Origin of the sequence: Cyclonatronum proteinivorum (assembly GCF_003353065.1) — a bacterium.
GTDB classification, from domain to species: domain Bacteria; phylum Bacteroidota; class Rhodothermia; order Balneolales; family Cyclonatronaceae; genus Cyclonatronum; species Cyclonatronum proteinivorum.
Map to the genome: position 1 here is coordinate 3,069,056 of NZ_CP027806.1, position 14,402 is coordinate 3,083,457.

At 51.5% G+C, this 14,402-nt stretch carries 11 protein-coding genes; 6 read left to right on the plus strand and 5 right to left on the minus strand.

The window, feature by feature from the left end; genetic code table 11:
• Window positions 1–57: 57 nt before the first annotated feature.
• The 4 genes from dnaE to rpoN all read left to right on the plus strand — a co-directional run bounded on the left by dnaE (window position 58) and on the right by rpoN (window position 6,312).
• The gene (dnaE, locus tag CYPRO_RS11615; protein ID WP_114984768.1) at window positions 58–3,543 is read left to right on the plus strand and encodes a DNA polymerase III subunit alpha; all 3,486 of its coding nucleotides are present in this window, start codon (window positions 58–60) and stop codon (window positions 3,541–3,543) included.
• Window positions 3,544–3,645: 102 nt separating this feature from the next.
• Window positions 3,646–3,975, plus strand: coding sequence for a thioredoxin (trxA, locus tag CYPRO_RS11620; RefSeq protein ID WP_114984769.1), 330 nt, complete (start codon window positions 3,646–3,648; stop codon window positions 3,973–3,975).
• 208 nt (window positions 3,976–4,183) lie between these two features.
• Entirely contained in the window at window positions 4,184–4,771 is a 588-nt protein-coding gene (locus CYPRO_RS11625) for a DUF3109 family protein (RefSeq protein WP_114984770.1), read from the plus strand.
• Window positions 4,768–6,312 carry an RNA polymerase factor sigma-54 gene (rpoN, locus tag CYPRO_RS11630; RefSeq protein ID WP_114984771.1) on the plus strand — a complete coding sequence of 515 codons (1,545 nt, stop codon included), beginning with the start codon at window positions 4,768–4,770 and terminating at the stop codon, window positions 6,310–6,312. Before CYPRO_RS11625 ends, rpoN begins: the two co-directional genes overlap by 4 nt.
• On the opposite strand, the gene CYPRO_RS11635 is transcribed toward rpoN, so the two are convergent.
• From CYPRO_RS11635 to CYPRO_RS11655, 5 genes are all read right to left on the minus strand, one after another.
• Window positions 6,301–7,794, minus strand: a complete 1,494-nt coding sequence (locus tag CYPRO_RS11635) for a hypothetical protein (RefSeq protein ID WP_114984772.1) — start codon at window positions 7,792–7,794, stop codon at window positions 6,301–6,303. The two genes, rpoN and CYPRO_RS11635, sit on opposite strands and share 12 nt — an antisense overlap.
• Window positions 7,763–8,233 carry an Lrp/AsnC family transcriptional regulator gene (locus tag CYPRO_RS11640; RefSeq protein WP_114984773.1) on the minus strand — a complete coding sequence of 157 codons (471 nt, stop codon included), beginning with the start codon at window positions 8,231–8,233 and terminating at the stop codon, window positions 7,763–7,765. Before CYPRO_RS11640 ends, CYPRO_RS11635 begins: the two co-directional genes overlap by 32 nt.
• Window positions 8,234–8,321: 88 nt before the next feature.
• On the minus strand, window positions 8,322–8,951 hold the full coding sequence (locus CYPRO_RS11645; protein WP_164682740.1) for an NUDIX hydrolase: 630 nt from the start codon (window positions 8,949–8,951) through the stop codon (window positions 8,322–8,324).
• Window positions 8,944–9,564, minus strand: coding sequence for a methyltransferase family protein (locus CYPRO_RS11650; protein WP_114984775.1), 621 nt, complete (start codon window positions 9,562–9,564; stop codon window positions 8,944–8,946). The genes CYPRO_RS11645 and CYPRO_RS11650 overlap by 8 nt, the downstream gene beginning before the upstream one ends.
• Entirely contained in the window at window positions 9,561–9,869 is a 309-nt protein-coding gene (locus tag CYPRO_RS11655; RefSeq protein WP_114984776.1) for a transcriptional regulator, read from the minus strand. Before CYPRO_RS11655 ends, CYPRO_RS11650 begins: the two co-directional genes overlap by 4 nt.
• A 410-nt stretch (window positions 9,870–10,279) precedes the next feature.
• Here CYPRO_RS11655 and CYPRO_RS11660 point away from each other — a divergent pair, with 410 nt between their 5' ends.
• A complete protein-coding gene (locus CYPRO_RS11660) occupies window positions 10,280–11,209 on the plus strand; it encodes a PfkB family carbohydrate kinase (RefSeq protein ID WP_114984777.1) in 930 nt (309 codons plus the stop codon).
• A gap of 14 nt (window positions 11,210–11,223) precedes the next feature.
• Entirely contained in the window at window positions 11,224–11,859 is a 636-nt protein-coding gene (gene rdgB, locus CYPRO_RS11665; RefSeq protein ID WP_114984778.1) for an RdgB/HAM1 family non-canonical purine NTP pyrophosphatase, read from the plus strand.
• Window positions 11,860–14,402: the final 2,543 nt, after the last annotated feature.

Sequence of the window (14,402 nt, forward strand, 5' to 3'; positions counted from 1 at the left end):
TTAATATACTTAGCTTCATATTACGCCCATCTTAAGCTTCCTTTACTGCCTGAATTTATGAACCGATTTTCACACCTTCACTGTCACACCCAGTTTAGCATGCTCGACGGTGCTGCAAGCATCAAAGACCTGGTAAAAAAAGCCGCTGAACAGGAAATGCCCGCCATGGCCATTACCGATCACGGCAACATGTTTGGGGTTCCGTCTTTTGTTCGGGAAGCGCAATCCGCCGGCATTAAGCCCATCATCGGATCCGAATTTTACATCACGCCCTCAGGCATGCAAGACCGGGAAGACCGGACCCGCTACCATCAGGTTTTGCTGGCAAAAAATATGACGGGCTACAAAAATCTCGTCAAGCTCTGCTCTGTCGGCTATGTCGATGGCCTGTACTACAAACCCCGTATTGATAAGGAAACGCTTAAAAATCATTCGGAAGGACTGATTGCCACGACCTGCTGCATTGCAAGCGAAGTGAACAAAACCATCATGCAAAAAGGCGAAGAAGAAGGGCGGAAAATCTTTGAATGGTACCTCGATGTATTCGGGGAAGACTACTACATCGAGATTCAGCGCCATAATCTCGCGGATCAGGACACCTGTAATGCCGTGCTGCTGCGCTGGGCGAAGGAGTACAATGTAAAGGTGATTGCGACCAACGACAGTCACTATGTGAACCGGGAAGACTCTGAGGCCCACGACATCCTGCTCGCCCTGCAAACCAATGCCGACCTCAACGACCCGAACCGCTTCCGCTTTACGGACGACTACAACAACCTGAATCCGGAGTTTTACCTCAAAACACCGGAAGAAATGCTCGAGCTGTTCCGGGATGTGCCGGAAAGTATCGACAATACCGCTGAAATCGTGGATAAGGTCGAAGACTTCAGCCTGAAATCCGAACTGCTGCTGCCGCACTATCCGGTTCCGCAGGCTTTCTCAGATATGGACGATTACCTGCGGCATCTCAGCTATGAAGGCGCGCGCAAGCGCTATGGCGAGCTCACAGCGGAAGTCACCGAGCGGATTGACTCCGAGCTGAAGATTATCGCCAAAATGGGCTTCGCAGGCTACTTCCTCATCGTGGAAAGCTTCACAACCGAAGCACGGCGGCGCGGCGTGTATGTTGGTCCCGGACGGGGATCCGCCGCAGGCAGTATTGTAGCCTACTGTATCGGCATCATCAACATTGATCCGCTGCGGTATGACCTGCTTTTTGAGCGTTTCCTCAATCCCGAGCGCGTGAGCCCGCCGGATATTGATATTGATTTCGATGATCACGGCCGGCAGCAAGTGATTGACTATGTGGTGGAACAGTACGGGCGTCAGAATGTGGCGCAGATTGTGACCTATAGCACCATGAAAGCCAAAACTGCAATTCGCGATGTCGGGCGCGTACTGCGCGTGCCGCTGCCGGAAGTCATGGCTATTTCAAAGTTGTTTCCAGAGCGGCCCGGTATCGATACCTTTGCGAAAGTGCTTGATCCCGCAAAAAATCCCGACACCGCAGAGCAAATCAAGGATCTTTTCAATCACCCGGATGAGCAAATCCGGAAAATGATGAAGTACGCGAAAGTCCTGGAAGGCTGCGCTCGGCAAACCGGGATTCACGCGGCGGGCGTCATTATTGCGCCGGGCGAAGTGTCGAACTATGTGCCGGTTGCCCTATCGAAAGATAAGGATGTGATCACGCAGTACGACGGTCCAAGCGCCGAAGAGTGCGGTTTGCTGAAGATGGACTTCCTCGGTCTCAAGACCTTGTCCATCCTGAAAACGGCCATCGCCAATGTGAAGGAAACGACCGGTAAGGAATACGATCTCGATGACATCACCCTTGACGATGAAAAAACCTACGAGCTTTATCAGCGGGGCGAAACCGTCGGTACCTTTCAGTTTGAAAGTGATGGCATGCGGAAATACCTTCGGGAGCTCAAGCCCACTGTTATTGACGACCTGATCGCGATGAACGCCCTGTACCGCCCCGGCCCTATGAAATTCATTCCGGATTACATCAACCGCAAGCACGGGCGCGAGAAAGTTGACTACCCGCATGAAGACCTCCGCGGCATTCTGGAGCCGACCTACGGCATCATGATTTATCAGGAACAAATCATGAAGGTTGCCCAGAAAATGGGCGGCTACTCTTTGGGTGAAGCGGATATCCTGCGGCGCATTATGGGTAAGAAAAAGCCCGACCTGATGGTGCTGGAAGAAGAGAAATTCATCGGCAGAGCCCTTGATTTGGGGTACGATAAGAAGGTTGCCAAAGAAGTTTTTGATAAGATGGCGATGTTTGCCGGCTACGGTTTCAATAAATCACACTCCGCAGCCTACTCAGTACTCGCCTATCAGACAGCGTATTTCAAGGCACATTATCCCGCGGCTTTCATGGCGGCCGTGCTCACGCATAACATGGGTGACATCAAGAAAGTCTCTCACTTTATCGAAGAAGCCAACGCCATGGGCCTGACCGTTGACCTGCCCAACATCAACACGGGTGCCGGAAAGTTCGTGGTGAAAGACGGGCGTATTCAGTACGGACTCGAAGCCATCAAAGGCGTGGGCGGCAACGCGGTTATCGCCATCGTGGAAGCCCGCAAGGAAGGCGGCGTTTTTAATTCGCTGTTTGATTTCACCTACAGGGTTGACCTGAAATCCTGTAACAAGAAAACCATCGAAAGCCTGATTCAGGCAGGTGCCCTCGACGACTTCACCAAGAACCGCGCACAACTGCTCGAAAGTCTTGAAGACGCCATCACCTATGCGGTACGCAAACAGGATGAAAAGAACCGGAATCAGTTCAGCCTTTTTGGCGATGGTACTGCAGGCGGCGCTGATACGACCGAACCCCGGCTCCGTGAAGGCGTAGCATGGACCAACATGGAGCGCCTGAAGCGCGAGCGCGAGCACATTGGTTTCTTCCTCAGTAGTCATCCGCTGGATAAATTTCGTGAAGATATCCGGCTGTTCAGCTCGCATACCCTCGGTCAGGATTCGGTAGGTAAATGCGAAGACCGTGACAACGTTCGCATTGCAGGCATTATCACCAGCGTGCGCATGGTACGCGACAAAAAAGGCCGCCCCATGGCATTTTGTCAGATGGAAGATGAAAATGCCGCCATTGAAGCCGTTGCGTTTTCGGAAGCCTACGACCGGTTTCTGAACCTGCTCGCACCTGACAATATTGTCATGGTAGAAGGCAGCATAGACCGCCGCAGGGGCGAGCCGCAAATCATCATTAAATCGGTTGACCGGATTGAGAACGTCCGCGAAAAAAATCAGGGGCGGATCAGGCTCAGCCTCACCCTTGATACGCGTATCATCAGTGACGAAGATATTCACCGGCTCGCCGGCCTGCTGCACGAACACAAGGGTCAGTGCAGCCTGAGCCTGCGCATCACCAACGCCGACATCAAAAACCTATCCATGAATTCACGGAAATTTGTAGTAGACCCCTCCGATCAGCTCATCCGGGAAGTCCGCAAAATCCTTGGGCGGGAAATGGTTGCCCTTTCCCTAAAGGAAAACGGTATGATTAACTGATTGCGGCACAGTCTTTGTAACTTATCCCCTCATACAAACAAACAGATGAACGTATTTTGCTTTCACTCTGTTTTGAAAACTAAACCTAAATACAATAATATCATGGCATCAGAAACAACACTCGAATTTACCGACAGCAATTTTGAAGAACTCGTACTTAATGCCGAGCATCCCGTTTTGGTTGACTTTTGGGCTGAATGGTGCGGACCCTGCCGCCGGGTTGGTCCTCTTGTAGATGAACTCTCTCAGGAATACGAAGGCAAAGCCGTCATCGGAAAAGTAGATGTGGACAGCAATCCGCAGGTCTCTATGAAATATCAGATCCGCAGCATTCCGGCACTTCTCATTTTCAAGAACGGCGAAGTTGTAGATCAGATCATTGGCGCCGTGCCCAAGTCAGTACTGAAAAAGCAACTTGAAGCACAGCTCTGAACCTATTCGATACATAAACCCCCTAAAAAAGGCAGTGTCTGACCACACTGCCTTTTATTTTTTGTGCTCGTGAGTACGTATCCGTCAGCAAATTTCCTGAAGAGCGGGTCTGCCCGTCTGTGATTAGCGTTTTTTTAAAAGGCCGTTTTCAAATGCTAATCTCCAAATTGCTTATTTTAAGAAAAACTATCTCTCTTAGATCTCCTTTATGTTTCGTGTCGACCACGTTTATTTGTCAGATGAAATCGCAACCGCACAGTTTGCCTGCAACCTAACCGCTTGTCATGGGGTTTGCTGTGTTCGGGGTGACGCAGGTGCGCCTGTGCGACCGCAGGAAGTTCCGGTGCTGAAAAAAGCCTGGAACCTTCTCAAAGATGAGCTCAGACCAAGGGCACGGGAAGTCGTTGCAGAAACAGGCCTTATTCATGGTGAAGGCGTTGACATGGAACTCGCCTGTACAGATGGTGCAGAGTGCATATTTGTGCAGTATGATGAAGAAGGCGTTGCCCTTTGCGGCATTCACAAAGCCGCATTTGAAGGCCGCATAAGCTGGCCCAAACCGGTCAGCTGCCATCTCTATCCGCTCCGCATTTTGGAAAGCGGTGCAATTGATTACGTCAATTTTGAGTACATCCCGGAAATGTGTTCCCCAGCCTGCGATCATGCCAAAGCAAACGGCATTTACCTTGCCGAATACCTGAAGGATGCACTCGTGAGACGGTATGGTGAAGTATGGTATGATGCTTTTTTAGAAACCTGCCGCACGATCCGAAAAGAAAAAGGAATTCCCGTATGATTACCCAAAAACAGCGTCAGGGGCAGTTTCAGAAGCAGGTACAGACACAGCAGCAAAAGCTTTCGCCCCAGCAGATTCAGTACATCAAAATGCTGCAAATGTCCACGCAGCATATCGAGCAGCGGATCAAAGAAGAAATGGAATCCAACCCCGCGCTCGAAGATGCAGATTCCGGCGAAGACCTGTACGGCCCGGATGACAACAGCTATGATGAGCCCGCAATGCAGGATACCGATACCGATGCCACAGCCACAGAAGCTGAAACCGATGCCCCGGCTGTAGATGATGATCTGGATGTGGACTGGGATGCCTTTCACTCCGACAATTCCGAAGGCTACAGCTCCTCCACAACCTGGAATCCGGACGCCCCGGATTGGATGGACATTCCGGCTCCCTACCGGGAAACGCAGCTGGAAAAGCTGGAACAGCAGGTGCTGTTGCTCGATCTCTCAGAAAAAGAAAACCTCATAGCCGATCAGATCCTCGGTTCCATAGATGACGACGGCTATTTTCGCAGAGCCCTGAGCGCGGTAGCTGACAGCATCGCATTTCAGCACGGCATGCCGGTACACCCGGATGAAGTCGCCGGTGTGCTTGAGCGCATTCAGCGGCTTGACCCGCCCGGTATTGCTGCCCGAAACTTACGGGAATGTCTGAGCATTCAGCTGCAAATGCTCGATCCGCACACGCCTGGTCTGCAGACGGCCAAAGAAATTATCGGCAATCACTGGGAAGATTTCGAGAAAAAGCACTTCGAAAAAATTATGCGAAAGATGGATGTCTCGGATGATGTTTTCCGCGAAGCTTACGATTGCCTGCGCATGCTTGACCCCAAACCCGGCTCATTTGAAACCGCCGCAGCCGACGCCGGTAATTTCATCGTACCCGATTTTGAAGTCTATTACGAACCGGCAGAAAATGATACCGAAAAAGGCGGCTTTGTGATAAAGCTCAACCGTCGCAACCTTCCCGATCTCGTTGTTTCCAAAAGTTACGAGCAGATGATTGCGGATATGGCCAAGCGAAAAGAGAAAAACAAGGAGCAGAAGGAAGCGCAGCTTTTTTTGCGAAGTAAGATTGAGTCTGCCCGTTGGTTTATTGAAATGCTTTATCAGCGGCAGCAAACGCTACTCGCGGTCATGCAGACCATAGTGAACATTCAGGAAAGCTTTTTCAAAAGTGGTGTAAACATCAAACCGATGATTCTCAAGGATGTAGCCGATGTGGTGAGCCTTGATGTTTCAACCATATCCCGGGTTGTAAACGGCAAATATGTGCAAACCCCGTTTGGGGTGTACGAACTCCGCTACTTCTTTAATGAAGGCATCACCACCCAATCAGGGGAAGAAGTTTCCAACCTCGAAGTGAAAAACATTCTGGCGGATATCATTGAAAACGAACCCAAAGCAAATCCTCTGAGCGATCAGAAGCTCACCGACATCCTCAAAGAAAAAGGATTTATTGTCGCCCGGCGAACGGTAACCAAGTACCGCGAGCAGCTGCGGATTCCGACCGCCCGGCTTCGGAAATCAGTTATTTAACCAGAACGCCAGCCGGAAAATACCGAAGAGCGTGCTTTCCCGGATAAAGAACAGGATAAGTATGCTCATGAGCACGATGTAGGGAAGCAGCGTCGCAAGAATGTGCGGACCCGGCTTAAGCGAAGGCTGCCGGCTAAAGGCAAGAGAAGCCACAATAAAGGCTGCAAGCTGCACGCCTAAGAACAGAAGCGCAACTATGAGCATGGCAAGCGAACCCGCACCGGCCCCCTGAAAAGTGAGCAGCAGCAGCAAAAGCAGCAGTCCGGCATGCATGGGCCAGAACAGCAGCGTACCCGACATGCTCACCACATCATTTCTGAAGCAGCTCAGAATCAGCCACACCCATAGAATACCATTGAACAGCGCGCCGAAAAAAGCGCCTGCCCCAAACAAGATCACTTCAGAAGAAAACAGCGGGAAGTAGTACGTCAGCACCTGCATGCCGGACGCCCCCAGATATGCCGTAGTGAAGCTCAGGCTGAAGACGCCCCACATCACGCTCAGCTGCACAAAAACAATGAAAATACTGCCTGAAAGCAGAATGTGCCGTCTCAGAATATCATCAATCAGAAAGGTATGGCTTAGAAAATACCGACCGACCGTTCTGTTGTAGTTAGGATTGTACCTAAGATGTACCGCAAAAGAGAGCCAAAGCAAGACCACCAGCAACACGCTGTAATTGATGGCCGGCATCACCTCTTCCGCTTCGGGCAGCGGAATCGCCGGATTTGAATGGGCGGTAAAGCCGGACATTATCTCGGCAAAGGTGCTTTCATCATCATCAATGTAGGCCTGCAGATTATTATAATCCGTCAGGAATATGCCATAGCCCTGCGCAATTCCTTCCCTGACCTGCGCAGCAAAGGCAATCTTTTGATTTACGGATGGCGCGGGCGGCAGCAAAAGGGGTGCTTGCGCGAAGGAAGCCGGACCAATGCCCAACTTGGCATCCGCAATGGGGCGCAGCATTTCTGACGGCACGGCCGCTCCGTTTGTAATCAGGAAGAGTTTTTGAGCCGGCAGCTGATTGCGCAGGACCTCCGAAAGCGCCTGCAGCTGCGCGCTTACCTGAGCCGAGCCCAAATCTGCATGCCAGCCAACGATAACCCCATTGAAGGTTGTGAGACGCTCGAAGCGCCTCAAAAAGCGCAGATACACCTCAGGATCTGCAAGCTCCGTGCCGCGCAGCACATAGCGCAGCGGCAATACGGGCCACACCTCCATACCGCTGCCGGAGAGTGCGCCAAACGTTTCTTCCGAAAAATGGGCCTGCGGAGCCACGACCGAAACCCCCATCCGCTGCAGCCTGTCAAGCTCATGCGGATTGATTTGCTCGCTTTGTTCAGCCGATAAAATAACGCCAAAACGTACCTGCGCTTCTGCATCAACAAGCACTGAACTAAACAGGAGCAGCAAAAAAATCAGGCCATGCAGCCCGGTTCGGAAGAACTCAGGAAACTTCTTCCTGAAGCGGAATTTCACGGGTTTCTTTGAAGGTAGAAAGTACAATATTGGATCGTGTTTTTTTAACACCCGGCATCGTCTGAATCTTTGAAAGCAGCCGCTCTAAGGATTCCGTGTTACGGGTTCTGATTTTCAGGAAATGAGACCCGTCCCCTGTTATGGAATGACACTCAAGCACCTCCGCCTCTTCTTTGGCCGCTTCCACAAAATCTGCATAGAAGGAAGAGTTATCGACCTGTACAAAAATGAAGGCCGTAATATCAATGTCAAAACTGCGCGGATCCAGGACAGCGTAGTAGCCGTCGATCAGGTTTTTCTCTTCCAGTTTCTTCATCCGCTCTGAAACAGACGGGACAGACAGTCCGACAATTTCAGCAAGTTTATTGCGGCGCGCACGGCCGTTTCTTTGAAGCTCACGCAAAATTTTAATATCGGTACCGTCAAGTTGGTGCGTCATACAATTTTATTTTAAATGTTCACCGGATTTTGAATAATTGCGGCAATATATCCTAATAAATTAAGGCAATCAATCCTTTAACTTAACTTTATTTTGCCGGAAGGAGATCCAGTAGCTCACTTAAAATCATGGCGGTCGCACCCCACAGCGGTGTAGGTGTCACCTTCCAGTAGGGCACCGTCATTTTGGTTTGGCCGAAGGTCCACACTTCTTTCACCAGGTTTTCGGGATTTGTAAGGGCAGATAGCTCAGGCGTGAATATGCGGCTGACTTCCCGCGGGTCAGGTGTCAGGTTTTCGGGTGTTGCAGTAAGGGTTACATGCGGAAAAATCAGGTTATTGGTTACCGGGATATAAAGCTTGCTCAGCGCTCCAAGGTAACGGAGCTGCGAGCGGTGCAGGCCCACCTCCTCTTCCGTCTCCCGGTATGCGGCCTCAAGGGCAGATTCCCCGGCCTGCATGCGTCCGCCGGGACAGCTTACTTCACCGGCATGACTCGGCATTTTCGGGGAGCGCTCCGTAAGGATGAGCCGGTAAGCACCGGACTCCTCATCCCGATACAGCACAACCATCACCGCATTGCGTTTGCAGTCTTCAGGCGGCACGATATCGTGCATGAAACTACCGTCGTGCCGCACCGGACCCATACGCCGCTGCGCAGCAAAACCCGGCAGCGGCCGTGTCAGCCGGTCTCTCAAAAAGGATTCTAAATCATCCATCTGATGTATACTGATAACGTTTGTAAGGGATGAAAGCCGGCACCCGCTTCCGGTAGTCTTCATACGTACGACCGTATCGCGCCAGCAAGCGGCGCTCCTCAAACCACGAACCGGCCACAAAGTAAATCACGCAGCAAAAGGTAAACAGCGCCCACTTGAGCGTCATCACCGGGTGCGCCACCAGAATCACAATACTGAACACATACAGCGGATGTCGCACATACCGGAAAGGTCCGCGCACCACAAGCTGACCGGTCGCGGGTTCATCCAAGTCATAATCGGCTATCCCCTGACGCGCATCACGAAGCTGCCTAAGCCCGAGAAATGAAGACGTTCCCGCATGGCGCACACTCACCCAAAGTCCGGCAAGGGCCCCTATCTGTATCAGATGAAGCCCAAACTGCAGGGGCGGCTCAACCTTGTACAGCATGTGAGACTCAACCGGCGCAGCAAACCATACCACAGCAAGGGTAAGCACGGCAATTACATTATACAGCAAACGGTAGTACCAGCGCATCTGCGGGAAAATTCCGATGATGTTGCGCTTCACAACCCGACTTGCCAGAATGCTGTGCAGGATCGCGAACCCCAAAAAGGCGAGCACGAAAATCATAGGTTTAGCCAGCCCAGTACCAGGGCTTTATATTCCTGCAGGGCATTAAAACCTTTGTTGGTGAGCGCAACATTGGTTTGCTTCCGGCTCACCTGCACGCTGCGGTTGATCGCCACATAGCCCGCTTCTTCCAGCTTCCGGAGCTGAATACTAAGATTGCCATCCGTGGTTTTAACCGCATTCTTCAGGCTCATAAAATCAACTTCCTCCGAATGAGCCACTGCAGAAAGTATCGCAAGACGAAGCCGGTTATGAATCAGGGCATCAAGCTGCCGGTGACTAAAATTTTTATAGTAGGTTTTCATGAACCCTCCGTAATCGGCCTATAACGTTCAGGATGGCAAGGCGAAGCTGAAATCCGCAAAACAGCGCTGCCGGATGAATAACTCAGCTTTGAGCCTCCCGCCATTCGGTTTATACGCATAGAAAGCAACAGCATACGCAGAAGCTTTTGTTTTATCATAAATGAATGAAGATTAGGGATGTCGTTTAATTTTCTGCCAATATAGGCACGATTAACCCGAGCCTGCAGGCTTTCTTCAGCATTTGATGAAGACCATTTCTTTCTCCTTCAGATGTAAATGGTATGCCCTTTTCATTTTTAAGGCTTCCGTTTCATCCGTACCTTTAGGCGGTCAATTCCGGAGCCGGTTTTCAGGCATGATCTGCCTCAGAAAGCTGCGCATATCTGCATTTCACAACTTTAAAATTTATTATGAGCATTCTTGTTGTTGGTTCTGTTGCCTACGATGGCATCGAAACACCCTTTGGTAAAGTTGACCGCATCTTAGGCGGTTCTGCGACCTTTATCTCCATCACAGCCAGTTACTTTCACAGCCCGCTTCAGCTTGTAGGCGTAGTCGGGCACGATTTCGCTGATGAAGACCTCAACAAGCTTAAGGCCCGGAATATTGACCTTGAAGGCCTGCAGATCGATTCAAGTGGTAAAACCTTCTTCTGGCAGGGCCGCTACCACTTCGACCTGAACAACCGCGACACCCTTGATACGCAGCTCAATGTATTCGAAAAATTCGATCCGGTCATACCGGACTCCTATCAGAATGCAAAAGTAGTTTGCCTCGGCAACATTGCACCGGCCCTGCAAAGCAAGGTGCTCGATCAGATCGAAACGCCCGACCTTGTCATTCTCGACACCATGAATTTCTGGATTGAAGGCGCCCGTCAGGATCTTGAAGCAACCCTCAACCGGGTTGATGTGCTCATTATCAACGACTCTGAAGCACGTGAACTTTCCGGCGAACCCAACCTCGTGAAAGCCGCCGACCGCATCCGCGAAATGGGCCCCGACACCCTCATCATCAAAAAAGGCGAGCACGGTGCACTCCTCTTTACCAACGGCAGCATTTTCTCCGCCCCGGCCTTCCCCATCGTAGATATCTTCGACCCTACCGGCGCAGGCGACACCTTCCTCGGCGGATTTGCCGGCTGGCTTGCACGATCAGGCGACTTTTCCGACGACAACTTCCGTCGTGCCGTCATCTACGGTTCCGCCATGGCAAGCTTCTGCGTTGAAAAATTCGGCCCCGAGCGCCTCCTCGCCCTCACCCCTGCCGAAATCAACGAACGCTACACAGCCTTCCGCACCCTGGCAGAAATCCCGGTTCAACGCGACCACACCTTCTGAAGCGGCCCGACCCTATGACCGAAATTCCCGCAGAAAAAGCCGACTTCAGCTTACCCGATACCATTGTGCTGGCCTCCGCAAACCCGCATAAGGTAACCGAGCTTCGCGAAATCCTGAGCGGAATCGGCGTCAAATTAAAATCAACAAGTGATTTTCCGGGCCTGCGGGACGTTATCGAAGACGCGGAAACCCTGCACGGAAACGCCCTCAAAAAAGCCGCCTACCTCTACGAAACAACCGGCCTGCCCGCCCTCGCCGACGACACCGGTCTTGAAGTCGACCACCTCAACGGTGCCCCCGGCGTGTACTCCGCGCGCTACGCCGGAGAGCGGGCAACCTACGAAGACAACGTCAACAAACTACTGCGCGAACTCGGCAGCACCGACAACCGCAGCGCGCGATTCCGCACCGTCATCGCCTTTAAAAATGATTCCGGCACCTTCTTCTTCAACGGCGTTTGTGAAGGCCGCATCACCAAAACCCCCATCGGCGACAACGGCTTCGGCTACGACCCCGTGTTCATGCCCGAAGGCTACAACCTCACCTTCGCAGAGCTCATGTCCGAAATCAAAAACAACATCAGCCACCGCGGCCGGGCAGTCAAAAAATTCATCCGCTTCCTTGAAGAAATGCGCAAAAAGGAAGCCTGACCCAAGCCACCGGGCAACACGCAGCTTTTTTTATTTTTAGGGAAAACTCCGTGAACATCAGGGGCTCTGTCATAGATTAAAAACCCCAAAACGAATACAAATGCGTTGCTTTTTTTTCATTGACGACAAACCACGGACTCCAAAACAGCTCACAGTTTGTGAACAGGATTAATAGGATTCTCAGGATAAACAGGATGGGTTCCAAATCGCACACGCTCATTACGGATACCGCCGGTAATTTGCCCCATAGTCGCGCCCATCACATTCCCTCCTTTTATAAACTATCGTTTTACACTGAAACCCAAAGCCTTCGACAGACACTCCCACACCCCGGCCCGCAAGCCTCCGGGCTTTGAAACAGAACCGGTGTCTTATTAATGCAGCTCGCCCAACAACACATCATTGGGGCCACCCCTCTCGAGAGGGGAATTAATAAGTGCTGTTATAATAATAACTTTCGTGGCTCTATTTACATAGTTTTTTGACTTGAAAGTCCTGAAAAGCCACGAAGCCAAACTCCCCTCTGCGAGAGGGGGTGGCCCCTGGAAAGACGTGATCAGCGGCAAGAGACCAGAAACAGCCACAAATGATAAAACGACCCCGATGGTGTCGGGGCAGGGTGTGACAGCCCGGATACCAGAGTTCGCCTCCTTACGCCACGGAATAAAAACGAACGCGCGGATCTTAGCAAATAATACTATCTACACCCTGACCGCAGCCCTGAAAGGGCGATATATCACAGCCCGGGGTGCCACCCACGGGATTGCGGCCCCACACAAATGGAGCCCTGAAAGGGCGGCATATCATCGGGAGTTGCGTCCCGAATCGTGCGCAACCATTGCGGATACGGCTGATAATGTATTTCGGGAGCCGCACCCGCCTCGCTCCTTCTTTTCATTACTATTCGGGTTGCACTAAATAACAAAGCCTTCGGTCAGCATTCCCACACCCCGTCCCGCCACCATCGGGGCGCTGAAAGAGATTGGAGGCTACTCAGGTCTAATCAACCCTAACAAATTCCTACCGGGGCCACCCCTCTCGAGAGGGGAATTTCATAACCCAAATAATATCAACATTATAACTCATAAACGACAAACTGACATACTGTGCGGTGACATACTGAAAATGCCTTCTCGAGAGGGGAATTTGTAAGTCCCGTGATAATCATAGCTTCGGATACCTTAATTTCTTTCTTCTTTTTTGGCTAAGAGTCCTGCAACGCCACGGAACCAAACTCCCCGCTGCGAGAGGGGTGCCCGGGTTGTAGGAGCGATCCTATGTGTCCGCCTGCAAACGGGCGGGGTGTGACCGCCCGGAAGCCGGAATTCGGGCACCTTACGCCACGATAGAAAACATCACGCATTTGTAATGAGCTCAAAAAAAGAATTACCAAAGGCTAACCCAGCCCTGAAAGGGCGGCATACCACAGCCCGGGGTGCCAACCCCGGGATTGCGGCCCCTCACAAATAGAGCCCTGTAAGGGCGGCATATCTTCGGGGGTGCGTTTCGAATCGTGCGCAACCATTGCGGATACGGCTGGTAATTTATTTCCGGAGTCGCCCCCGCCTCGCTTCATCCTTTTATAGCGACTCAGCTTGCACTGAATAACATAGCCTTCGGTCAGCATTTCCACACCCCGTCCCGCCACCATCGGGGCATTGAAAGAGTGTAAAAATAATTCCGGCACCACAAATTCTAACAAATTCCTACCGGGACCACCCCTCTCGAGAGGGGAGTTTCATATCCCAAATAATATCAATATAAAAATGGAGATAAAATGTAACCCTCCAAGGGTTTAGGAACCCTTGGAGGGTTGATTTGGCTCAAATATACCATAGCAAAAACCCTGAACCGCGTCATCCCGGAAAGGCCCACACTGAAGCCGAAAAATGCCCCAATGCGGCCGGCCTTATCCGGGATCTGCCAGCTTCGGCCTGCGACCATGCCGGTAGCTGGGCCTCCAATAGCGACCGGGGTCTTTGTGGTTCCGGCTTCCCAGGTCAGCTATTGCATTGCGGTAGTTCAGGCTTGGAAGATCCCGGATAATGCTGCACGCCTTTTCTTAATGGTAAAAAAACGCCGAATGGCAGCATTTCCGGGTTGACGGGTTCTTTGTGGGATGGTATTTGAGAGAACAAATTCAGTTCCTCAGATTTGATTTTGATATCCGAAATTGTAGAGACGCGATTCATCGCGTCTCGGATTCACCACGCTTCGAATCAACTCGCCTCTACGCGCGGTCGTTGGGGCAAATGATCGGTTTCCAGCCCGAGAGGTGCCCCCTCAATTGCCGCTGTGGTTGTTATTCGGCATCTCGCCTCCGACCGGCCTCCGGTCACACCCCGTCCCGCCACCATCGGGGCGTTGAATGAGATTTGAGGCTGCTCAGGCCTAATCAACCCTAACAAATCCCTACTGGGGCCACCCCTCTCGAGATGGGAATTTTATATCCCAAATAATATCAACATCATAACCCATAAACGACACACAGACATACTGTGCGGTGACATACTGAAAAAGCCTTCTCGAGATGGGAATTGGTA

Bases quoted from the DNA above. Each gene is read 5' to 3' on its own strand.
- dnaE (WP_114984768.1), top strand. From the start codon at position 58: ATGAACCGATTTTCACACCTTCACTGTCACACCCAGTTTAGCATGCTC.
- trxA (WP_114984769.1), top strand. From the start codon at position 3,646: ATGGCATCAGAAACAACACTCGAATTTACCGACAGCAATTTTGAAGAA.
- CYPRO_RS11625 (WP_114984770.1), top strand. From the start codon at position 4,184: ATGTTTCGTGTCGACCACGTTTATTTGTCAGATGAAATCGCAACCGCA.
- rpoN (WP_114984771.1), top strand. From the start codon at position 4,768: ATGATTACCCAAAAACAGCGTCAGGGGCAGTTTCAGAAGCAGGTACAG.
- CYPRO_RS11640 (WP_114984773.1), bottom strand. From the start codon at position 8,233: ATGACGCACCAACTTGACGGTACCGATATTAAAATTTTGCGTGAGCTT.
- CYPRO_RS11645 (WP_164682740.1), bottom strand. From the start codon at position 8,951: ATGGATGATTTAGAATCCTTTTTGAGAGACCGGCTGACACGGCCGCTG.
- CYPRO_RS11650 (WP_114984775.1), bottom strand. From the start codon at position 9,564: ATGATTTTCGTGCTCGCCTTTTTGGGGTTCGCGATCCTGCACAGCATT.
- CYPRO_RS11655 (WP_114984776.1), bottom strand. From the start codon at position 9,869: ATGAAAACCTACTATAAAAATTTTAGTCACCGGCAGCTTGATGCCCTG.
- CYPRO_RS11660 (WP_114984777.1), top strand. From the start codon at position 10,280: ATGAGCATTCTTGTTGTTGGTTCTGTTGCCTACGATGGCATCGAAACA.
- rdgB (WP_114984778.1), top strand. From the start codon at position 11,224: ATGACCGAAATTCCCGCAGAAAAAGCCGACTTCAGCTTACCCGATACC.